Annotated in this window: 20 protein-coding genes, 1 other RNA gene and 1 other annotated feature; of the genes, 2 read left to right on the forward strand and 19 right to left on the reverse strand. The window is 26.4% G+C overall.

Translation table 11 applies throughout. The features are described 5' to 3' along the window. Positions 1 to 75: 75 nt before the first annotated feature. Positions 76 to 1,572: an LCP family protein gene (locus ACLR9T_RS02300; protein ID WP_413107918.1), complete on the reverse strand. Its 1,497-nt coding sequence runs from the start codon at positions 1,570 to 1,572 to the stop codon at positions 76 to 78. A 465-nt stretch (positions 1,573 to 2,037) separates the two neighbouring features. Between ACLR9T_RS02300 and spo0A the strand changes: the two genes are divergently transcribed. Further along, positions 2,038 to 2,853 carry a sporulation transcription factor Spo0A gene (gene spo0A / locus ACLR9T_RS02305; protein WP_413107919.1) on the forward strand — a complete coding sequence of 272 codons (816 nt, stop codon included), beginning with the start codon at positions 2,038 to 2,040 and terminating at the stop codon, positions 2,851 to 2,853. Between the two features lie 416 nt (positions 2,854 to 3,269). Here the strand turns inward: spo0A and ACLR9T_RS02310 are convergent, their stop codons facing one another. From ACLR9T_RS02310 to tmk, 10 genes are all read right to left on the reverse strand, one after another. Continuing rightward, the gene (locus ACLR9T_RS02310) at positions 3,270 to 4,016 is read right to left on the reverse strand and encodes a sporulation initiation factor Spo0A C-terminal domain-containing protein (RefSeq protein ID WP_413107920.1); all 747 of its coding nucleotides are present in this window, start codon (positions 4,014 to 4,016) and stop codon (positions 3,270 to 3,272) included. Between the two features lie 210 nt (positions 4,017 to 4,226). Then, entirely contained in the window at positions 4,227 to 4,868 is a 642-nt protein-coding gene (locus tag ACLR9T_RS02315) for a YggS family pyridoxal phosphate-dependent enzyme (RefSeq protein ID WP_413107921.1), read from the reverse strand. Between the two features lie 593 nt (positions 4,869 to 5,461). Then, entirely contained in the window at positions 5,462 to 7,396 is a 1,935-nt protein-coding gene (gene metG, locus ACLR9T_RS02320; RefSeq protein WP_413107922.1) for a methionine--tRNA ligase, read from the reverse strand. Positions 7,397 to 7,423: 27 nt separating this feature from the next. Continuing rightward, positions 7,424 to 7,620, reverse strand: a binding site (T-box leader). A gap of 128 nt (positions 7,621 to 7,748) precedes the next feature. Beyond that, complete coding sequence (locus ACLR9T_RS02325; RefSeq protein WP_413107923.1) at positions 7,749 to 8,384, reverse strand: GTP pyrophosphokinase family protein; 636 nt, start codon at positions 8,382 to 8,384, stop codon at positions 7,749 to 7,751. Between the two features lie 156 nt (positions 8,385 to 8,540). Then, complete coding sequence (locus ACLR9T_RS02330) at positions 8,541 to 9,857, reverse strand: polysaccharide deacetylase family protein (RefSeq protein ID WP_413107924.1); 1,317 nt, start codon at positions 9,855 to 9,857, stop codon at positions 8,541 to 8,543. Positions 9,858 to 9,993: 136 nt separating this feature from the next. Further along, the gene (rsmI, locus tag ACLR9T_RS02335; protein WP_413107925.1) at positions 9,994 to 10,848 is read right to left on the reverse strand and encodes a 16S rRNA (cytidine(1402)-2'-O)-methyltransferase; all 855 of its coding nucleotides are present in this window, start codon (positions 10,846 to 10,848) and stop codon (positions 9,994 to 9,996) included. Beyond that, positions 10,841 to 11,578, reverse strand: a complete 738-nt coding sequence (locus ACLR9T_RS02340) for a tRNA1(Val) (adenine(37)-N6)-methyltransferase (RefSeq protein WP_413107926.1) — start codon at positions 11,576 to 11,578, stop codon at positions 10,841 to 10,843. Before ACLR9T_RS02340 ends, rsmI begins: the two co-directional genes overlap by 8 nt. Next, complete coding sequence (gene ricT / locus ACLR9T_RS02345) at positions 11,578 to 12,390, reverse strand: regulatory iron-sulfur-containing complex subunit RicT (protein WP_413107927.1); 813 nt, start codon at positions 12,388 to 12,390, stop codon at positions 11,578 to 11,580. Before ricT ends, ACLR9T_RS02340 begins: the two co-directional genes overlap by 1 nt. Before the next feature lie 13 nt (positions 12,391 to 12,403). Next, the gene (locus ACLR9T_RS02350; protein WP_413107928.1) at positions 12,404 to 13,345 is read right to left on the reverse strand and encodes a hypothetical protein; all 942 of its coding nucleotides are present in this window, start codon (positions 13,343 to 13,345) and stop codon (positions 12,404 to 12,406) included. Continuing rightward, positions 13,342 to 13,962, reverse strand: a complete 621-nt coding sequence (gene tmk, locus ACLR9T_RS02355; RefSeq protein WP_413107929.1) for a dTMP kinase — start codon at positions 13,960 to 13,962, stop codon at positions 13,342 to 13,344. Before tmk ends, ACLR9T_RS02350 begins: the two co-directional genes overlap by 4 nt. Before the next feature lie 209 nt (positions 13,963 to 14,171). On the opposite strand from tmk, the gene ACLR9T_RS02360 reads away from it, so the two are divergent. After that, positions 14,172 to 14,588 (forward strand): Hsp20/alpha crystallin family protein, encoded by a 417-nt coding sequence (locus tag ACLR9T_RS02360; protein ID WP_413107930.1) that lies wholly within the window; start codon positions 14,172 to 14,174, stop codon positions 14,586 to 14,588. 265 nt (positions 14,589 to 14,853) lie between these two features. Here the strand turns inward: ACLR9T_RS02360 and recR are convergent, their stop codons facing one another. The 8 genes from recR to ACLR9T_RS02400 all read right to left on the reverse strand — a co-directional run bounded on the left by recR (position 14,854) and on the right by ACLR9T_RS02400 (position 21,722). Beyond that, complete coding sequence (recR, locus tag ACLR9T_RS02365; protein WP_413107931.1) at positions 14,854 to 15,447, reverse strand: recombination mediator RecR; 594 nt, start codon at positions 15,445 to 15,447, stop codon at positions 14,854 to 14,856. Between the two features lie 12 nt (positions 15,448 to 15,459). Continuing rightward, complete coding sequence (gene dnaX / locus ACLR9T_RS02370) at positions 15,460 to 17,241, reverse strand: DNA polymerase III subunit gamma/tau (protein WP_413107932.1); 1,782 nt, start codon at positions 17,239 to 17,241, stop codon at positions 15,460 to 15,462. A 109-nt stretch (positions 17,242 to 17,350) separates the two neighbouring features. After that, positions 17,351 to 17,815 carry a nucleoside deaminase gene (locus ACLR9T_RS02375; protein ID WP_413107933.1) on the reverse strand — a complete coding sequence of 155 codons (465 nt, stop codon included), beginning with the start codon at positions 17,813 to 17,815 and terminating at the stop codon, positions 17,351 to 17,353. Positions 17,816 to 17,829: 14 nt separating this feature from the next. Next, positions 17,830 to 17,917, reverse strand: an RNA gene (gene ffs, locus ACLR9T_RS02380) — signal recognition particle sRNA small type. 63 nt (positions 17,918 to 17,980) lie between these two features. After that, positions 17,981 to 18,484: an N-acetyltransferase family protein gene (locus ACLR9T_RS02385; RefSeq protein WP_413107934.1), complete on the reverse strand. Its 504-nt coding sequence runs from the start codon at positions 18,482 to 18,484 to the stop codon at positions 17,981 to 17,983. Between the two features lie 34 nt (positions 18,485 to 18,518). Beyond that, a complete protein-coding gene (locus ACLR9T_RS02390; protein ID WP_413107935.1) occupies positions 18,519 to 19,667 on the reverse strand; it encodes an ABC transporter permease in 1,149 nt (382 codons plus the stop codon). Then, positions 19,654 to 20,733, reverse strand: coding sequence for an ABC transporter permease (locus tag ACLR9T_RS02395; protein ID WP_413107936.1), 1,080 nt, complete (start codon positions 20,731 to 20,733; stop codon positions 19,654 to 19,656). Before ACLR9T_RS02395 ends, ACLR9T_RS02390 begins: the two co-directional genes overlap by 14 nt. Before the next feature lie 50 nt (positions 20,734 to 20,783). Further along, a complete protein-coding gene (locus tag ACLR9T_RS02400) occupies positions 20,784 to 21,722 on the reverse strand; it encodes an ATP-binding cassette domain-containing protein (protein WP_413107937.1) in 939 nt (312 codons plus the stop codon). Between the last annotated feature and the right edge of the window lie 54 nt (positions 21,723 to 21,776).

Below are 21,776 nucleotides of genomic sequence, written 5' to 3' on the forward strand. Positions count from 1 at the left end.
TTAGCACACTAACAAGTCATATCAAAGGGCTTTTTGTCTAATATATTGAAAGAGCTTCATATAGAAGCTCTTCTTTTAATTACCTAATCCTTCTAAATCATCCTCACTGATTGTTCCACCTTGTTCAACTGTATCAATAAGTTTCTTTATTTTTTTAACTTGTTTAACATTTGGTTTCATTACATATACTTCAGTTCCCCACATAGAATAAGTTTTACTTGTTTGATAACCATTTCCTTGAACTTGAACATTGTACATTGTCCAATCTGACATATCATTTAATTGCATATTCAGTAAAGATTTAATTTCCTTACTCGACATATCTGTTTCAAAACTACCTTCGATTGCACTTAAGATATTATTAAAATTTGTAATAATTTTAGGAGACATAGCTTTATCCAACATTGCTTTTAATATCTTCTGTTGATTTCTACCACGATCAAAATCTCCATTAGGTAATGAATATCGCTCTCTTACAAAGCATAATGCTTTATCACCATTCATTTCATTTATACCTTTTTCTATTTGATAATTACCATGTAATGTTTTAAATTTATAATCAGAATCTACCGTTATGCCACCTAAAGCATCAACAATATTTGTCATTCCACTAAAATTAGTTCTTGCAAAATAATTTATTTGAACATCCAAGAAATCCTCAATTGTACTAATTGTTTCACTAGTTCCATAAATTCCTGTATGTGTTAATTTATCCATTTTGCCATTTTTGTTTAATTTTATTTCACAGTCACGAGGAATACTTGTCATTAATATCTGTTTAGATTTAGGATTAACAGTTACAATCAAATTAACATCACTACGTGCTACTGTATTAACACTACCATATGTATCTATTCCTGTTACATAAACTGTAAACGGTTTTTCTGTTACATCAGTTTGTTTTGTTGTAACATGTAGCTTTGCATCATACTCATAAGATTTGATAATTTTTGTCTCGTCATCAAAACCTTCATGATTTGCTTCTAACATAGATTTATATTCTTGTCCTACGACTATAGCATCTACTTCATCATTATATAAAGCATCAGCCAAAGTTGAATAGTCATCAAATTTTGTAAGCTCTTGTTCTCCTATCTCTTCTTCCAAATCAGAAATAGCTTTAGCAATAGTAGTCGTATCGTGCTGATATGAAACTCCAAATTTTTTTCCATTTAATTGACTTAATTTTGTTATACTGTTTTTTTTCATAGTAATTACAGAAATTAAATACTTTTGATTCTTAGCATCAGATACATTATCAAAAAAATCATTACCTCTTATAGTATATGTTGTCCCTACCATCAATAATATACTTATTAGTAAACTTACAATTTTTGTTATTACTGAACGTTTACTTCGTAATCCTTCTTTTTGTTTTTTTTGTCCACTTAACATTATCAAGAAAAATATAATAATTAAAATTGCTAATGTAACAGTTATTGGGGTTAGGTATTTTAAAGGCACTAAATCTAATTTAAATATAAAATATGTAAACACTGCAGTTGATATCAATTGCACTGTTAAAATCAAATATTTAGAAGTAATAAATTTTATAAACTTATTTTCTTTCATGTGACCTCCTCAGATTTACATTTATTTTGTTAAATAATACCATATTATTTTTTATAATACAAATTAATGATTGATTTAGAAGAAAAATTAAGATTTTTGTAAGAATCATTAATATTTCAAGTATATATTTTTAAAATTTAAACAAATATTTATTATTCCTTATTATATCTGCTTTTTAAAGTGTTATACTATAAAAAGGGAGGGGTAAAGATAAAACCACTAATTTTATAATTCTGATTAGGTAAGTAAGATCGATTTTTCTATAAATAACTTGATTCGACAACACTCGTGATAAACCCTTAAAATTCGTTAATTTTTAACGAATAAACACGAAACTTTTATCAATATAGAAAACTTCATTCCCTACTTTTCTAAATCTCCAAATTTATATAAATAAAGCCTTTTCTCTTTGTTACTGTATAAATATAATAAATTTTGTCACTAAAACGAAAGGGGAATACAAAGATGACAGATGTAAAAAAATACACAGTGTATATTTTAGAAGAAAACAAAGAATTATTAAATAATATTAAAGAGAGCTTAATTAAAACTACAAATTTTACTGTAGTTGGTACTAGTGATAATGCTACTAGTTGCCTTAACTATTTATCAACTAATAATTGTGATTTATTAATTATTGACCTAATGCTAACTAATATTGATGGAATAGGTGTTTTAAACAAATTAAAAGAAGTTAATAGTCGTGCGTATAATAAAGTAGTTTGTATTACAAGTTTTACAAATCCATTAATTTGTGAAAGTTTAGAAAAATTAAATGTAAGTTATTGTTTTAAGCAACCATTTGATATTAATTATTTTACTACTACTTTAAATTCCATTATGAAAGTAACATTAGAAGACATAAAAGACATGTCACAAAACGAATCTGAAAAGTATAAAAAAATAAAATTAGAGAATGAAATTACAGAAATATTACATGAAGTTGGCATTCCTGCCCATATTAAAGGATACATGTATTTAAGAACAGCAATATTATCTACTTATTACAATATTGAGTTATTAGGTCAAGTTACCAAAGTTCTTTATCCTGACATTGCACGTCAATATAGTACAACTGCTTCAAGAGTTGAAAGAGCTATTCGTCATGCAATTGAAGTTGCTTGGAATCGCGGTAATACTGACGCAATTGATGACATTTTTGGTTATACTGTTAGTGCTACAAAATCTAAACCTACAAACTCTGAATTTATTGCTATGATTGCTGATAAGTTACGTTTGGAACATCAAACCAAGGCTGCTAGCCGTCACAGTTATTTATAATTATATTTTTAGTAAAAAAATCACGAGACAAAGAGACCGCAAAATGACGGTCTCTTCATTTATATATAAGATTTGATTATGTATGAGATTTATAAGTTTTAATAATTATTTACGTGTTATTTATATAAATTGATAAAAAAAAAGTCTGATTTTTTCATATTAGTGAAAGCTCTGACTTTTTTAGTACCTTTTTGATCAGGTGTTTTTTTATTTAATTTGTAATTATCTATATCAATTTAAAATATTACGATTTATTGTTAAAACATTTTTAAAGATAGTTATAAACTTATCTTATAATAATTTAACTTTTAATTAGTTAAATATTTGTTATATATTCACTCATAAGATCAAAAAGGTCTTTCACCTTCTTACACCATAAATTAAATAACTATAACTCACTTAACTGTGTTTAATCATTAGTATTTATATTTTGATAATACAATATCTACAATCTTTGAAATAAATTCAGAATTGCAAGGTTTATATTTTGCTCTATATCCAAATAATTTTTGTAATACATCCTGATTTCCATTTAACCATGTAACTTTTATTAGATGTCTGATTGCCTGTTCTACTCTTGACGATGTAGTTCCATATTCTCTAGCTATACTTGGATATAACCCTTTTGTTACCTCATTTAATAAATTAATATTATTACAAACATTATAAATACCTGTAACTACATAATTATATCCTTTTAAATGACGCGGTGCTCCCATTTCTATAAAAAGATTATTTATTTCAGTTTTTATTGCTAACTCTATATTATCTTTGTTATTATGTGAATTACTTTTAGATATTCTATCTATTATCTCCATAAAATATTCTACATTGAAAGGTTTTCTTAAACAATAATCCATTGGTAAATTGTCTAACATCTCAAATACTAATGAATTAAAATCGCTAATACATACCAATTGCTTAAATGCTTCAAGATTACTTTTTCTCAAATGATTTATAATTCCAATCGCATCAATATTAGTTAGCATTAAATCTACTATAAACATATCAGTTTCATGATTTAGCAAATAATTTAAACACTGTATCCCACTTTCAAAAGACGCTACAACTTCATATTTTTTATTACTATTTATTTTATTTACTAAACTTTCATTTAATAAATAATCCTCTATTAAAACTACAATGCGTACTCTCTCATTCATTTCTTAACTACTAAGTGTTTTTTGTACACTTCTCCTCCCCTTTTTATCTTTATCCCTCAATTAATATTATAAGTTAATTAACACCGTATTCTTTTAATAATTCTTATATTTTTTTCAAAATAATAAAATAATTTATCAACATTAAATACATATTTAATTACAATTTTTATTTCAAAACACTGTAAAATAAATCATGCTAGTCCCATCTTACTATTTAAATAAAGCGCTACCAATTCTTATCATTGTTGCTCCATATTCAAGAGCTATTTGGTAATCATTTGACATTCCCATTGATAATTCATTTAATGAATATTCTGGAAATTCTAATTTCAATTTATCTAATAATTCCTTAGTTTGTTTAAAATACTTTCGAGTTTTTTCAGGTTCAATATTTGGTGCCATCATCATCAATCCCTCTACTTTAATATGAGGATAATTTTTTAGACATCTTAATACATCTTCAACTTCTTCAATTTCAAATCCATGCTTGCTCTCCTCTTTTGCTACATTAACCTGAATTAAAATTCTTGCTACGATATCATGTTTTTTAGCTTGTTTTTCAATCTCCTTTATTAAAGAATAACTATCGACTGAATGAATTAAACTAACTTTATCAATAATATATTTTACTTTATTTGCCTGCAATGTTCCTATCATATGAAATTCACAGTTGCCCTCATATTTTTCATATTTTTCTAATAATGCTTGTACCCTATTTTCTCCAAAATATTTTACTCCTAATTCTTCTAACTTATTAATTTCATCTATACCTACATACTTAGTTGCTGCAACCAATTTTACACTTTTAAGTTCATTTACTAATTTTTCTACCTCTAATTCATTTACCTCCATTATATTCCCCTTCTTTCATTTTCCTCTAATATACTATATCCCCTATTCGTTTCATTCCTTATAAAAAATAGACACCTACAATATATTATCATTAATCATCACCTTTTCTCAACACATTTTTCAATTATTTATAATTTTGTGACAATTTTGTGATATTTAAATCATCTTATCCATATTTTTTCTTATTTTAATGATTTAAATTGACTATATGAGAAAAAGCTATAACATTAGTTAAAATTTTTATTAGTTCAATAAATATACTCTATTTAACAAATTAAAGTCATTAATATCTAGAAAATACTGCACTAAATTACTAAAATAATTAATAACATATTTCATTATGCTATCATAAATCAAATTTAACCAATACAATAGCCATAATATATTTTATTATGTTTTTTAAAACTCACAATAAATTGTGAGTTTTAAAAATACAATTAAAAAAAATCTGTAAATTAATCTTAAATTAGTTTATTTCTTTACAGACTTTTCATCTTTTAAATAATATTATAAAAAACACATAGTATTAGAATTGGTTACCCACAATATATAGTTAGAGCTAGTTATTTTTCTAATTTATTACATTATCTTTTCTAATGTATCTTTGTTCCATTTGGTAAATCTCTAATATTAACAACTTCCATTATTCCTTTTTTATCTCCTGCTAAAATCATTCCCTGTGATTCAATTCCACGCAACTTTGCAGGTTTTAAATTAGCCACTACAATTACCTTTTTTCCAACAAACTCTTCTGGTGTAAAATAGTCTGCTATACCACTAACAATTTGTCTTGTTTCTTTACCTATATTAATTTTAGATATTAAAAGCTTATCAGCATCAGGATGTTTTTTACATTCCTCAACTGTACCAACAATTAATTCTACTTTTTTAAATTCTTCAATCGTTATTAAATTATCTTCTTTTTTCTCTTTTGTAGATTTTTTTACAGAATATAATTCCTCAACTTTTTTTTGTATTTCTTTTGAATCCAAACGTGCAAATAACATTTCTGGTTTTTCAACAACTTTAGTTCCAACTTGATATAAACCAAATTTATTTAATGCTAATAAATCTCTTTGATCCGTATTTAACTGATCCAAAATCTTATTTGCTGTTGAAGGCATAAATGGAATTAGTGCAACAGCTGCAAAACGTATACTCTCAACTAAATTATACAGTACAGTTGCTAAACGTTCCTTCTTATCCTCATCTTTTGCTAATAACCAAGGAGTTGTTTCATCAATATATTTATTTGTTCTTCTAAGAAGTGTAAAGATTTCATCTAAAGCATCTGAAGATTTAAATTCATTCATTTTTGCAATAACTTTTTTTGGCATTGCTAAAGCAACTTCTATTAGATCCTCATCAACAGCTTCTTTAATTTCTGGATTATTAACTAATCCTCCAAAATATTTATTTGACATTGCAATTGTTCTATTAACTAAATTACCAAGAATATTAGCTAAATCAGAGTTTATTCTTTCTACTAATAAATCCCAAGTAATACTACCATCATTATCATATGGTATCTCATGCAAGACATAATATCTAACTGCATCAACACCAAAAATATCAACTAAATCATCAGCATAAATTACATTTCCTTTTGATTTAGACATTTTACTTTCACCTTGTAACAACCAAGGATGACCAAATACTTGTTTTGGTAAAGGAATGTCCAAAGCCATTAGCATAATTGGCCAATAAATCGTATGAAAACGAACAATATCTTTACCAATTAAATGCAAGTCTGCTGGCCAATATTTTTTATATAAATCACCATGATTTCCATCAACATCGTAACCTAATCCTGTTATATAGTTACTTAGTGCATCAATCCATACATAAACAACATGTTTTGGATCAAAATCCACTGGAATTGACCAACTAAACGAAGTTCTAGAAACACATAAATCTTGTAATCCTGGCTTTAAAAAATTATTCATCATTTCATTTTTACGTGACACCGGTTGAATAAATTCAGGATGTGTTTCAATATGCTCAATCAATCGATCAGCATATTTTGAAAGTTTGAAGAAATATGCTTCTTCTTTAGCATCATGTACCTCTCCATCACAGTCAGGACATTTGCCATCTACTAATTGTGACTCAGTAAAAAAGGATTCACAGGCAGTACAATATTTTCCTTCATAGTGACCTAAATATATATCACCCTGATCAAAAAGTTTTTTAAATATTTTTTGGACTTGTAATTTATGATAGTCATTTGTTGTTCTCATAAACTTATCGTATGTTGTATCCATCAAATCCCAAATTCTTTTTACCTCAGCAGCTTTTTCATCAACAAACTGCTTTGGTTCTATACCTGCTTCTTTTGCTTTTAATTCTATTTTTTGTCCATGTTCATCTGTTCCCGTTTGAAAATATACATTATATCCTTGTTGACGTTTAAAACGAGCAATAGCATCGGCTAAAATAATCTCATAGGTATTTCCAATATGAGGTTTACCTGAAGTATAAGTAATAGCTGTAGTTAAATAATAATCTTTTTCATTTTTCATTTGCATCTCTCCTTTAAATAAAAAAACGCCCCATAAAAGGACGAATTATCGCGGTACCACCTTTTTTACACAAATGTGTCACTCAAAACTTTTAACGCAAGTTAAACGTTTATCTTTAACTATTCAAGATAACAGCTCCGGGGCCATCACATAAAGTTTAACTCTTAGTTTCCACCTGCCACTAAGTCTCTATAAGCGCCACTTTAACATTTTCCCATCTATGCTTTTCTATTTTACTTTAACAAACTATGAAACTAATGTCAAACTAATTTTAATTACTAAACATAATTTTATTATATACCTATTGAGTATATTATATTCTTATAATTTATGTAAGTTTGTTTCACGTGAAACAAACTTATGCTTTCCATGTTTGATTTAATTCCATATATATTTTTTGCATTTCCATATCTGTTTCTGCCATCAAATCAGCACATCTTTTTAGCCTTTTTTGAATATCCCCATTAGTTTCCTTAGCTCCCTTATATGCTAATTCATGCTCCAATGATGCCCAACAATCCATTGCAATTGTTCTAATTTGTATTTCAACTGGAATAAATATCACCCCACTCTTTTGATATACGGGAACTTTTATTATTAAATGTAAACTACGATAACCATTATTTTTAGGATATTGAATATAATTAGATTGCTTTATTTGGATAACATCATCATGTAAAACTAATAACTGAGCAATATATTGAATATCATTAATATAATTACATATTACTCTTAATCCTGCAATATCATTTAATTGACACATTCCTCGATAATTTTGTTTTAATCCTTTTCTTTTCATTTTCTCTAAAATGCTTGCAGGTGATTTAATTCTACTTTGAATATTATGAATAGGACTATATTCACATTTCAGCTTTAATTCTTCATCTATTATTTCTAACTTAGTTTTAACTATTTTTATTGCTGCTTTATATGGCTGCATTAATAAATTAAAATCTGTCTGATACTGATAATTATTAACTATATCTTTATTCATTTTGTTAGCCGAGAAGAAATCTCGGCCCTCCTTTCATATATTAATAATTTAATTGAGTATTATCTATACTCTCTCCATTGATAATTATATTATTAACTTTAATCATTAATACATCAAAATTATGGATATTTATGTTAAAAAAAACGCTAGTAGTGTCTAGCGTATAACATTCTTTAATTCAAAATATTGGCTCAAAGTATCTAAAGTAACAAATTGATATCCACGTTTATCCAATTCCTCTAATGCCATTTCTAATCCATCTATTGTAAATGTATGGATATCATGGATTAATATAACTGCACCATTGAATGCATTATTTACTATAGCATCTTTTATCTTATTGGCATCTTTTAATTTCCAATCCTCAGTATCCAAATTCCATAATGCAATTTTCATACCATTATTAGCAATAGCTTCTTTTGATACACTATTAGTAGCTCCATATGGAGGTCTAATAATTTTAGGTTCAAAACCAGTAATCCTAAATATTTCATTTTGTGTATCAATAATTTGTTTATTTACACCATTTATATCTAGTTTTCTTAAATCAGGATGATCCCAAGAATGGCTACCAATTTCAAACCCATGTTCATAAACTGTTTTAACTACATCGGGATATAATTTAACATTTTTTCCTAACATTAAAAATGTTGCACGTCCATTATATTTTTCAAATAATTCAATTGTCCTTTGTGTATTTGTTTTATGTGGTCCATCATCTAGGGTTATTGCAACCATCTTTTTATTTGGATCTATTTTAGGTTGCGCAGCAGGTTTAGCTACATCTAATGGTGCATAAGAAGGAATGTTTTTATTTGCTAATTTAATAAAATCTTTATTTTCCTCATAATTTATTTCTACCTTTTCTTTTAAGGTTTCATCTGTATAAATAACTAATTTTGACTTTTCAACTCTTATATTTGAATTATCAGAATTTATTTTATCAATTCCATTTATACCTATTAATGAAGTTTTATATAGATTTCTTAAACAATCATCAACTGTTAATACTGTATTATTTTTCAAATCATAGGAAAACAATTTATTTGTAGTTGATATAAGCTTTTCATCTTCATTAAATTTCTCAATTTTCAAATTTAAATTAACAAATTGATTATATACTTCATCTATTGAATAATCCATATACAAAATATCTTTACTATTTTTATTAACTTTTTGCTGTTTTATGTAATTTTTATAATACTGATTTATTATATTATTAAAACTTTTATTCTCAGTTTTAGGATAATATAACGATATATACATACTCTCAGTTTCATCTTTATAATGTTCTACATTTCCAACACCTTTATTTTTCTCATCATATACATTGTATTTATCATATACATTATCTTTGTTTATAAACCAAAATAATCCTCCTATAATAATTGTTAGTACGACTATAATTATTATTATGAAAACCATTCTTTTTTTATTAAAATTATCTCTCTTTATTGTATACTCATATTTCATCAAATTTCCCTATCCTTTCATTATTATATAATACTTTATTTCACAAATTAAATCAAATTAATAAACTATTTTAAAATCTTAATTCTTAATGTTTCACGTGAAACATTAAGAATTTATTTTAATTGAAAAAGACGATTTATTCGTCTTTTTGATGATATGCTGCATATACTTCATTTTTCTTAAGATTCCTTAATTTAGCTACTTCTTTAATTGAATCTTTAACAGACATTCCTTTACTTACATATTCATCAATGTGTTCAATAATAGTCTGCTCAAAAATTTGTTCTTTTATTACATTATTATTACCAGAAACAACTATAACCATTTCTCCCTTTAAATCATTTGATACGTCTATCACTTCACTTAAAAGACCTCTTATTACTTCTTCATGTTTTTTACTTATTTCCCTACATAAAGCAATTTGACGATCCCCAAATATCTCTAACATCAACTTTAATGTTTTAGTAATTCGATGCGGAGATTCATAAAATATAATTGTTTCTACATAATTTTTTAACATTTCTAATTCTTTTTTCTTTTTTTTATCTAAGTGATCTAAAAAACCATAAAATAAGAAAGGTTGTGGAGCTATACCTGAAATAACTAGAGCATTGAGACAAGCACTTGCACCACTTATTGGAATTACATTTATATTGTTATTAATTGCTTCTTTGACTAATTCATATCCCGGATCAGAAATAGCCGGATAACCAGCATCACTAACTAATGCTATATTATGTCCTTCCAATAATAAATTTATTAATTTTGGTATAGATTGCATTATATTATGCTCATGATGAGAAATTAATTTTGTTTTTATATTAAAGTGGTTTAATAATTTAATTGTATTTCTAGTATCTTCTGCACCAATATAGTCTACCTCTTGTAAAATTTTAATTGCACGAAATGTTATCTCATCTAAGTTACCAATTGGTGTGGCTACTAAATATAAACATGGTTGTTTATTTTCAAAACTTTTTTGTCTATTCATCAATATTTTCTCCAAACATTTTTCTTACTTCATTACTATAACTTCCATCTTCATTATGTGCATATAATGGAGGCTCAATTCTTAAACCTTTCTTTCCCTTATACATTCCCTCTACTAATAATACATTACTTTCACGACCTATCTTAGGATAAACAAACCTCATTCGTTTTGGCTCTATTTCATATTTCTGCATCAAATTTAAAATTTCAATCATTCGATCTGGTCGATGAACCATTGAAAATCTACCTCGATTATCTAAAATAACAGACGCAGATTTTATAATTTTTTCTAAATCTATCTTTATTTCATGACGAGCAATTGTTAAAAATTCATTTTCATTTAAATTACTTTCCTCATCTACTTTAAAAAAGGGAGGATTACAAATAACCAACCCAACTTTTGAAGCATTTTTTACATATTCATTTATATCAGCATGTATAATTTCAATTTGATTATCAAGTTTATTTAAAATAATATTTTTCTTTGCTAATTCAACAGCTTCTTTTTGTATTTCAATTCCGATAATATCCTTACTTGTTCTGTTTGATAAGAGTAAAGGAATAGCTGCATTATTAGTCCCGAAATCAACTATTTTTTTTACATCTTTAGTAATTGTACAAAAATTTGCTAACAAAACTGTATCTAAAGAAAAATTAAACATATCTTTTCTTTGAATTATTTGCAAATTGTTATAAGCTAATAAATAATTTACTACTTCCATATCTGACATTATTTACCACCATTTAAATTAAAAGTTATTTCATCTAATCCTACAAAAATAACTGCACCATTATTATCAATTTTTATTAAATCATTTATAACATTTAGTCCAAGAACTTTAACATCTTTACCTTCATACTTTACACGACTTCCAATTTTAGGAAAACGCTGCTTTTCAATAGTATAAACTTCATCCTCATACTTTAAACAACACATTAATCTTCCACATGCTCCAGATATTTTTTCTATATTTATAGCTAACATTTGATTTTTAGCCATATTAATTGATACACCATTAAATTCTCCTAGCAAAGAGGTACAACATAAGGGTAATCCACATGTTCCAATTCCTCCAACGACTTTTGCTTTATCTCGAGGTCCAATTTGTCGTAATTCTATACGGCAACGGAAAACAGTAGCTAATTCTTTTAATAATTCCCTAAAATCTACTCTTTCATCTGAAGTATACATAAATATTACTTTTGCTTTATCTAAAGTAAACTCACAATTAGTTAATTGCATATCAACTTCATAACGAGAAACAATATCTCGACATGTTATCAAAGCTTCTTGAGCATCCATTAAATTTTTTTCATAATCTTCTATATCTTTTAGTGTTGCTTTTCGAGAAATAGATTTTAACTCAGTATCAAGATTAAACTCTTCTATAGACATTAATTCTTGAGATATTTCTCCTAATTCAACTCCTCTAGCAGTTTCAACGACAACATGCTCTCCTTTTTCAAGTTCTAAATCTGTAGAAAAATAATAAACTTTTCCTGCACTTTTAAACTTTACACTTGCTAATTTAAGTTCTTCCATAACTAAATCCTTTCTATAATCTATACATCAAGCTATCCATTAATAACGCTACATTTGCATTACTTTCTATTACATAAATTGTTTCTAATACTAGTTCAATTTGTTTTATTAAATCATCCACAGATACATCTATAGATTTGAATAAATCAATATTTTTTGAATATAAGATTTTTTGATGATGTTTCACGTGAAACACATCTTTCATTGCTAATACTAACATATTTAAAAATAGTTTAATATCATTACGCTCTTTATATTTTTTTAATAAATTGGTTTGTGTATTAATAATTAAATTATTACGTTTAAAATACAAGTCTTCTATAAAATTAATAACTTGTACTTGCATAAATTCAAATCTTTCATCATATAAATCTATAGCTTCAGTAAGATCTACAGTTAAAAATGATAATATATTTGCAGCATCAACTGGAATGTTGTCGTTTATAAGTTGTTCAACAATTATTTCTTTACTATCAGGTTTAATATCTATTACTTGACAACGTGATAAAATTGTTGGTAATACTCTATTTATATTTTTAGCAGTAAACAAAGCATAGATTCCCTCTCCAGGTTCCTCTAACATCTTTAATAATGAATTCATAGCTTCTTTAGTAGAATATTCAATATTTTCAATTATATATATTTTTGCTTTTCCCTCCAATGAGGATTTTTTAAAAGTATCTTGAATTAGTTCAATATCACTTTTTTTTATTGATACAACTTTCCCATTAAATTTTATTATATCACCATACTTATTCTCTAAAACTTTTCGACAATCATTACACTTCATACAAGCTAAAGTTTCATCACAAATCAAAGACATCGCTAAAAAATTTAAAGGCTTATCTGTATTATTTCCTACCAATAAAAATGCATGTGGAATTTTCCCTTGTGAAAATTCATTATTTATTAAGTTATAAAAAATTGGCTGATATTTTTCTAGATATTCTTTCATAATTTACTCTTTATAACATCAATAACTTGATTTGTAACTTCCTCAATTGTTTTATTAGCATCAATTTTAGTAATTCTATCAGAATATTTATTACAAATAATCATATATCCATCATATACCTTTTTATGAAAATCTTTTGATTCTAAATCTAGTCTATCTACAACTCTAGCATTCTTTTTAATTCTAGCTAATCCAATTTCATAAGGAATATCAAAAAAAACTGTTAAATCAGGCATAATATCCCCAATGGCAAATAAATTCATTTGATAAACTTCATCTATACCAATTCCCCTTGCTATACCTTGATATACTAGTGAACTATCTACAAATCTATCACAAATTACAATATAATCATCCTCTAAAGCTGGTTTTACTTTTTCAATTAAATGTTGTCTTCTTGCTGCAGCATACAATAATGCTTCAGTTCTAGCTTCCATAGTAATATTTTTTTTGTCCAAAATTATATTTCTAATTTGTTCTGATATATCAATCCCACCAGGCTCTCTTGTCAATAAAACTTTATATCCTTCTTTTCTTAGTCTATCATATACTATTTTTGAAATAGTGGTTTTGCCACTACCATCAGGTCCTTCTAGTGTAATGAATTTTCCTTTCATCATATTTTCCTTTCACATTATTATTCAAAATAATCTATAGTAAATTATAACATATGTGTTACTTTGATACAATTTAATACTTTTTTAGCACTCTAATATTGACAGTGCTAAAAATTAAGTTTATAATAATAGTGTAATCAGATAGGTATACTGATTACACCCTTATTAGTAATTTCAAATTAACAATTTATTGGAAAGAGGCGATAGATATGAAATTACTTCCTGGATTTAGTACTTTTGATGATGTTTTTAATAATATGTTCAATGATTCTTTCCTTAAAAGTACTAGTAACTATATGCGAACAGATGTTAAAGAAGTTGATAATAACTATGTACTGGAAATGGAATTAGCAGGTTTCAACAAAGAAGATATTTCAATTGAATTACATGAAGGTTATTTAACTATTACAGGTAATAAATCTTCAAATGTTGATAAAAAAGATAATGATGGAAATATTATTCGTCAAGAAAGATATTCTGGATCTTGCAGCCGTAGTTTTTATGTAGGTGAAGATTTAAAACAAGAAGATATTAAGGCTAGTTATAGCAATGGTGAGTTAAAAATTATTTTACCTAAAATAGCATCCAAACAAGTTGAAAATCGTAAATATATTCAAATCGATTAATAAAAACAACTGTATGAGATAACTCGTTAAAGAGTTATTTCATACAGCTTTTTTATTAAATTGATCTTATTTATAAAAAGGATATTAAATAAATAACAATTAGCCCAGGAAACCCTAACATCATTAAAATAAATATATTTAAAATACTATAACCAAAAGAGTTATTAGTAAATATATTTAATATATACAAAACTATAAAAGATTTAATTAAAGCTGCTATAAATTTACGCACAGAAACACCTCTTATATAAAATATATGAGAAGTTTAAATTTTCTTTCTTCCTTCAAGTGATTTTAATAATGTTAATTCATCTGCATAATCAATATTACTTCCAATTGGTAATCCATTAGCTATTCTAGTTGTGTTAATATTTCTTTTAGCTAATAATTTAGCTAAATATAGAGCTGTCGTCTCTCCTTCACGAGTAGGATTAGTTGCAATTATTACTTCTTTTATAGAATTATCTAAACGTTCAAATAAAGAATCAATATTTAAATCTTCCATCGTTTTACCATCCAAAATCGACATAGTTCCATGCAATACATGATACAAACCATCATACTCTTTTACCTTTTCCATTGCAAAAACATCTTTTGAATCTTCAACAACACAAATAGTAGTCTGATCACGATTTTTATCTTTACATATATCACAAAGTTCATCTTCACATATATGACCACATTTCACACAATAATGAATACGATCTTGTATATTTTTAATTGCTTGAGAAAACTCTTCAACATAGTGTTTATCCATAGATAAAATATAATAAGCTAATCGCTCTGCACTTTTTCCACCAATTCCAGGTAAACGTTTAAAACAATCAACTAAATCTTGAAAAGGTTGTGGATAATTCATAGAAAACCTCCTTTATTCTTCAAATTCAACAATTTCACCAAACAATTCAATTGCTAAAGTTTGAGCGTCATTTAATTCTTCTTTAGTAGCTTGAAATGTGCCGATATGATGTAATACAATTGGCTGAGCTGGTGGAAGCGTTTTAGCCCTATTCATTTCAATATATGTATTTCTCATATTTGGCCAATCACTACTTTTAACAGCTATAAAATCATAACTATACCCTAAAATTTCTTGAAGAAAATTCTTTAATTGATAATAATTTTCTGTATCGTTTATCTCATTTACATTAGGTTGATGTTCAAAAGAAATAATAATTCCACCCTGTGCAGCTGCAACAGGGATACCATCACATAACATTGATGCATATTTTGCAGTGTTTAAGTTATATCTATAGCGAGCAATGACTTGCCATTTTTCTTTTATTTCATTAAGTATTTTTCTATCTGCTTGTACTAAAATATTTAAAATATCATCAAATAAAATTTCAATATTATTTTGTAATCTTTGTTCTTCTTTATCAGTTAATATTGTTTCTTTTAAAATACTAACTTCTTTTTCATTATTTTTTATAACAGATTCTATTGTTCCTTCAGAAACTTCTTCAATTTTATTAACTTTGTCTAATTCTTCTTCTATTCCTTGTTCATTAACTTTTTCTAAATCATTTATATTATTTACTTCTTCTATAATTTCATTCTCTATATTAGTTTTATTATCATTTTTTATTTTATTACATATTTTTAACATGGCCAATTCAAAATATGTATTAGCATCTAAAGATAAACTATAATGACTACTAGCTTCTATTAATATATCAATTATTTCAAAGGCTTCTTCCACTAAAATATAAGGAGCTAGATTATCTACATCTTTTTTTGATAAAACAAATAAAATATTTACATCTTCAGTATTCTTATAAATAATTATATCCTTTAATACATCTATTAAATCATAAGTAAGTCTTTTAATATCAATACTTGTACTCAACATATTATCTAATGATTCTAAAACACCCTTTAAATCTTTAGATAATAACTGTTTAATAAATAATATCTTATTATCCATAGATAATAGTCCATAAACCATATTTACATTATCTACAGACAAAACACTATTATATGCCAAACACTGCTCTAAAATACTTAATGCATCTCGCATACCACCTTCTGCTAATTTTGCAACAAGTTCTAAAGCAGGTGTTTGATATTCTTTATTTTCTAATTTCAAAACATGTTCTAGTCTAGTAACAATATCTGTATCTTCAACTTTCTTAAAATCAAATCTTTGACATCTTGAAATTATAGTTGGTAATATTTTATGTGGTTCAGTAGTTGCTAAAACAAAAACAATGTGTGCGGGAGGTTCTTCTAACGTTTTAAGTAGCGCATTAAAAGCTCCTGTAGACATCATATGAACTTCATCAATAATATAAACTTTGTATTTTCCATTAATTGGAGCATATTTAACTTTATCAATTAAGTCTCTTACTTCATCAACTCCATTATTACTGGCCGCATCAATTTCAATTACATCGGGATGTTCACCAGCTGATATTGCTTTACAATTAGGACAAGTATCACAAGGAGGGCATTCTCCAGTACAATTCAAAGCTTTTGCTAATAATTTTGCTACTGTAGTTTTTCCAGTTCCTCTAGGTCCAGCAAATAAGTAAGCATGAGAAATACGATTTTCTTTAATTGCATTTTGTAAAGTCGTTACTACATGTTCTTGACCTGCTACTTCTTCAAAAGTTTGAGGTCTATATGACCTATATAAAGCTTTATATGACATTATTAATCACTCCTCATTCCTACTTATTATACTATATAATATAAAAAAAGATAATTTAATTTAAAAAAGATTCAACTTATTATAATTGAATCACTCAATATCTACTAGGTTAATTATTTAAACTATTTTTTATTCTTTTGCTTTTAAAATATTCCTTTATTATTTTAGAACACTTTTCTTGTAATATACCACTAATAATCTCAGGATAATGATTAACAGGCGAATCAGACTTACAAATTGTTGTTAAAGCTAACCATCTATTTTCAAATGCTCCAAAAACAACTTTTTTTATTCTACTATTAATTATTGCACCAGAACACATTACACATGGTTCCAATGTTACATATAAAGTACATTCATCAAGATACCAAGAGTTTAATTTATCACAAGCCATATTAATAGCAATAATTTCAGCATGCGCAGTTGACAATTTTGTTGTTTCACGAAGATTATGTCCCCATGCGATAACCTGGTTATCCTTGACAATAACAGCCCCAACTGGAACCTCATCTTTATCTAGACATTTTAAAGCTTCTTGATAAGCCAACTCCATATACTCTCTATCTTGATCCATTATAAATCTCCTTTAAAAAAGCCACTACACATAGACGGTTATTCTTAATGCTGCTACCTTCCGGTCCTGACATGGTTCGAAGCCGCCTATTGTAATGGCAAATATGATTATATAACATCTAAACTATAAATTCAATAATAACTATAAACTTTTTAATATTTATGATTATAAATATAAATTCATAAGATATGCATCAACATAATCCTTATCAATTTTCATAAAGTTTTCATATGTTGCAATAATCTCAAATCCATATTTTTGATACAAAGCAATTGCAGATTCATTACTTGTAACTACTTCTAAATCAATTATTTCAATTCCCGCCTCAACTGCATAACCAATTAAAATAGCTACTAAATTACTGCCAATACCCTGATGCCAATAACTTTTTAAAACACTTACCCCTATTCCAGCTCGATGACTCAACCTTTTCTTTTTATTACCACTTAAAGAAGCAATACCAACAATCTCATCACCATCTTTAGCAACGATCATCACAGAATTAGGATCCTCATGAATTTCTTCAATCATCTGCATTTCTTGTACTTCATTTAAATTGCATTCATTCAAACCAAAAGCCAAATTATCACTTTCTCCTGCAACAATATTTAAATAATTAATTATTTTATTAGCATCATCTGGAACAGCTTCAAAATATTCTATTTTCATTTAATCACCTTCTTACAGCTTAATCATACCATATTTATTTTTTTAAATGTAGCTTTGTTATTATTTGGGTAGCTAAATATATTAATAAAGTAAAACCACATACAATTAACATGTCAATTAAAACAGGTTGTATCGAATTAAAACTAAAATCTGTCAATTTAATAATTTCATTATTAGCTTTAATAAACCAATATGATGGTAAAAATTTTGCCATTCCTAAAACAAATGGACTTAACATATTTTGTGGAACAAATGCGCCACAAATAAAACTTGATCCTAAACCAAAAACATTACCAACACCACTTAAAATCTCTCTATTACTAGTAAATTTTGCAATCATAAAACTAAATGCCTGAATAAAAATCATCAAAACTAATGAATTGATAACTAGTAATGCACCATTTGGTGTCATCATTGCATCACTATAAAGTATAAAACTAAATCCTACATACAGTAACCAAATAGCCAATCCAACTGTATAGTTACCTAGCATTAATTGACGATTCATACTCTTATAACTAACTGGTGAAATTAAATTCCTTCGTTTAATCTTTTCTTCATTAAACGAAACCATAACCATTGTTATAATTACCATTGTTATCGTAATTAACATATAGTTAGAAAAATTATAGTATGTCATAGGCATTGAAAAATCTACATCATTTTGTTTATCTAACATATCTACATCAATATTTTTATTTAAATCTTTTTTAATCAATTTTGTTAAATCTGTATCACTTACTCCAGCTTTTAGATAGATATTCGCAGTATTTAAATACTTATTTAATAGATTTTTACTATAGATACTGCTATACGAATCTGGTAATTCCATAGTCTCAATTGAAACATTTTTACCTTCAATAAAATCATTAGAATAATTATCTGGAATAATCATTATATAATCAACTGTACGATAAAATAATGCATCCCGTAAAGCTTCATCATCATCTTTTAAATTAACTAATTCTCCATGATCCTTAATATATTCTTTAAAACCCTTAATTAATTCAGTATTTCCATCTCTATTTATAATCGCAACTTTAACATCCATTGATTCATAATCAGTCGAAGTAGAATTATAAGTTCCTGCAAAAATAGCTAAACCAAGGAAGATAGCAGTATAAGCTAAAATCATTAAAGTATAAGTATTAGCTATTTTTAAATATTTTTTAAATACTGTCATATTGTTTCCTCCTTGTAATGAATAATGATCCTAATATTAGAAGAACACCAATAACAAATAAACAGATCATATTAGTAGTATAACGATTCAAATTATCATAATAATATAAAGCATAAAGTCCATCAGTAATCAAATTTACTGGGTTGATATAAGTTAAAACTGGTAAATTTGTTTGCATCCAATATTTAATATCAATAATCATCATTCCTGAAAAGAATGATAAAACAAGTGAAAAACTTGATAAAAATGAAATCTTTGTATCCTCTTTTTTAAATTTAAGAACATTTCCAGCAAAATTACCTAATCCAACTCCTGTAAAACACCCAATTGCAATCAAGAGAATAATATATCCTATCTGCTCGCCAAAGCCAACTCCTAATCCAAAGACTAAATAAGCCATTAGAATCATCATTATAGCAAATTGAATAATAAAAGCTGATAAGATACCCGATAACACAGTTATTAATTTTGAAATTGGAGAAATTCCAATTCTAGTTCCTTGTCGAGAAAGGTTCGCTTCAATCTGACTAGTTGTTCTTAAACCACAAAAACTAGCATTTAAACAGTTCATCCCAATCAATGTATAAAAATATACAACCGTTAAATCTGTATTTCCACCAATATTTTTGGTTTCAAAATTATTTTTAGATAAATTAACAGCATCTAATATATTTGTTTGTAAAGCCACTGGATTGATTGTCGCAATATTTTCAACCGTACTCATTGTACTGTTATATTCATTAGCAATACTTTCAAGAATTGTTTCATCTATTCCTGTATTATTTACAACTAATTTAATATCCTCATTAACAACATAATAACCCTTAATTTTTTCATCTTTTAATAATTGTTTAGCTTTATCTAAACTTGTGATCTGTAAGTTAATCAACTTCTCATCACTTTTTTCTAATCCTTTTAAAGTTTCCTTAAAATGAACATTCTCTTGTTCTTCAACCAAAGCAACATTAACAGTCTCAAATTCTTCACTAGCAGTTAAATTTGAAAAAGCTAAATTAAAGAAAGTAGCTAGTGCAAGTGGAAATACTAACGTCCAAAATATTACCATCTTATTTCTAATTAACGATTTAAATTGATATTTAAAGAAATGAAGAAACATTAATCTCTTAACTCTTTTCCTGTTAATTCTAAGAATACATCATTTAATGTTGGACGTTCACTAAATAAACTTGTATAACTAACATCATTTTCTCGGACATAATCAATTAACTTACTTAAATTATCTTCTTTAGTATTATAAGAAATATGAACTGTATTATTTTCAATCTCAATATTAATTATTCGATCACTATTTTTAAGACGCTCAATAAAAGATTGATTCAAAGATTTTAATTCAATTGTGATTTTTTCACCTAAACTAATCATATTTTTTAATTCATCTTTAGTTCCTGAAGCAATCACTTTTCCCTTATCCATAACAACAATTCGATTACATAATTGCTCAACCTCTTCCATATAATGAGTAGTATAAACAATTGTTGCTCCTAATTCAGTTAAACGTTTTATTCCTTCTAAAATATTATTTCTACTTTGAGGATCTACTGCTACAGTAGGTTCATCTAAAAAAATTAATTTAGGCTTATGAGCAATTCCACACGCAATATTTAATCTCCTTAATAATCCTCCACTTAATTCTTTTGGTTTAAACTTAGTAAATTCATTTAAACTTACTAAGTTTATTGCATCTTGTACATATTCATCTCTAATTTTTTTATCTTTAATATAAAGTCCACAAAAATAATCAATATTTTCAATTACACTTAATTCTTCAAATACTGCTACATCTTGAAAAACCACTCCTATTTTACCTTTTATATCATAAGCAGTTGGACTCATCTCTTTATTAAAAATCTTTATAGATCCAGAATCATATTTCAACAATGATAACACCGTATTAATAGTTGTTGATTTACCACTACCATTAGGTCCTAATAATCCTAAAATTTCCCCCTCATAAACATCTAGACTAAAATCGTCTAATGCAATTAAATCACCATAGCATTTAGTTAGATTTTTTATCTCAATAACTTTATTCATTTTTTTTCCTCCTTTTACATCACCACTATATATAAAATTTAAATTTTAAACTAC

Source organism: Thomasclavelia sp. (genome assembly GCF_047249845.1).
Classification (GTDB): domain Bacteria; phylum Bacillota_I; class Bacilli_A; order Erysipelotrichales; family Coprobacillaceae; genus Thomasclavelia.

Coding starts and splice junctions, on each gene's coding strand:
- ACLR9T_RS02300 (WP_413107918.1), bottom strand. CDS start 1,572: ATGAAAGAAAATAAGTTTATAAAATTTATTACTTCTAAATATTTGATT.
- spo0A (WP_413107919.1), top strand. CDS start 2,038: ATGACAGATGTAAAAAAATACACAGTGTATATTTTAGAAGAAAACAAA.
- ACLR9T_RS02310 (WP_413107920.1), bottom strand. CDS start 4,016: ATGAATGAGAGAGTACGCATTGTAGTTTTAATAGAGGATTATTTATTA.
- ACLR9T_RS02315 (WP_413107921.1), bottom strand. CDS start 4,868: ATGGAGGTAAATGAATTAGAGGTAGAAAAATTAGTAAATGAACTTAAA.
- metG (WP_413107922.1), bottom strand. CDS start 7,396: ATGCAAATGAAAAATGAAAAAGATTATTATTTAACTACAGCTATTACT.
- ACLR9T_RS02325 (WP_413107923.1), bottom strand. CDS start 8,384: ATGAATAAAGATATAGTTAATAATTATCAGTATCAGACAGATTTTAAT.
- ACLR9T_RS02330 (WP_413107924.1), bottom strand. CDS start 9,857: ATGAAATATGAGTATACAATAAAGAGAGATAATTTTAATAAAAAAAGA.
- rsmI (WP_413107925.1), bottom strand. CDS start 10,848: ATGAATAGACAAAAAAGTTTTGAAAATAAACAACCATGTTTATATTTA.
- ACLR9T_RS02340 (WP_413107926.1), bottom strand. CDS start 11,578: ATGTCAGATATGGAAGTAGTAAATTATTTATTAGCTTATAACAATTTG.
- ricT (WP_413107927.1), bottom strand. CDS start 12,390: ATGGAAGAACTTAAATTAGCAAGTGTAAAGTTTAAAAGTGCAGGAAAA.
- ACLR9T_RS02350 (WP_413107928.1), bottom strand. CDS start 13,345: ATGAAAGAATATCTAGAAAAATATCAGCCAATTTTTTATAACTTAATA.
- tmk (WP_413107929.1), bottom strand. CDS start 13,962: ATGAAAGGAAAATTCATTACACTAGAAGGACCTGATGGTAGTGGCAAA.
- ACLR9T_RS02360 (WP_413107930.1), top strand. CDS start 14,172: ATGAAATTACTTCCTGGATTTAGTACTTTTGATGATGTTTTTAATAAT.
- recR (WP_413107931.1), bottom strand. CDS start 15,447: ATGAATTATCCACAACCTTTTCAAGATTTAGTTGATTGTTTTAAACGT.
- dnaX (WP_413107932.1), bottom strand. CDS start 17,241: ATGTCATATAAAGCTTTATATAGGTCATATAGACCTCAAACTTTTGAA.
- ACLR9T_RS02375 (WP_413107933.1), bottom strand. CDS start 17,815: ATGGATCAAGATAGAGAGTATATGGAGTTGGCTTATCAAGAAGCTTTA.
- ACLR9T_RS02385 (WP_413107934.1), bottom strand. CDS start 18,484: ATGAAAATAGAATATTTTGAAGCTGTTCCAGATGATGCTAATAAAATA.
- ACLR9T_RS02390 (WP_413107935.1), bottom strand. CDS start 19,667: ATGACAGTATTTAAAAAATATTTAAAAATAGCTAATACTTATACTTTA.
- ACLR9T_RS02395 (WP_413107936.1), bottom strand. CDS start 20,733: ATGGTAATATTTTGGACGTTAGTATTTCCACTTGCACTAGCTACTTTC.
- ACLR9T_RS02400 (WP_413107937.1), bottom strand. CDS start 21,722: ATGAATAAAGTTATTGAGATAAAAAATCTAACTAAATGCTATGGTGAT.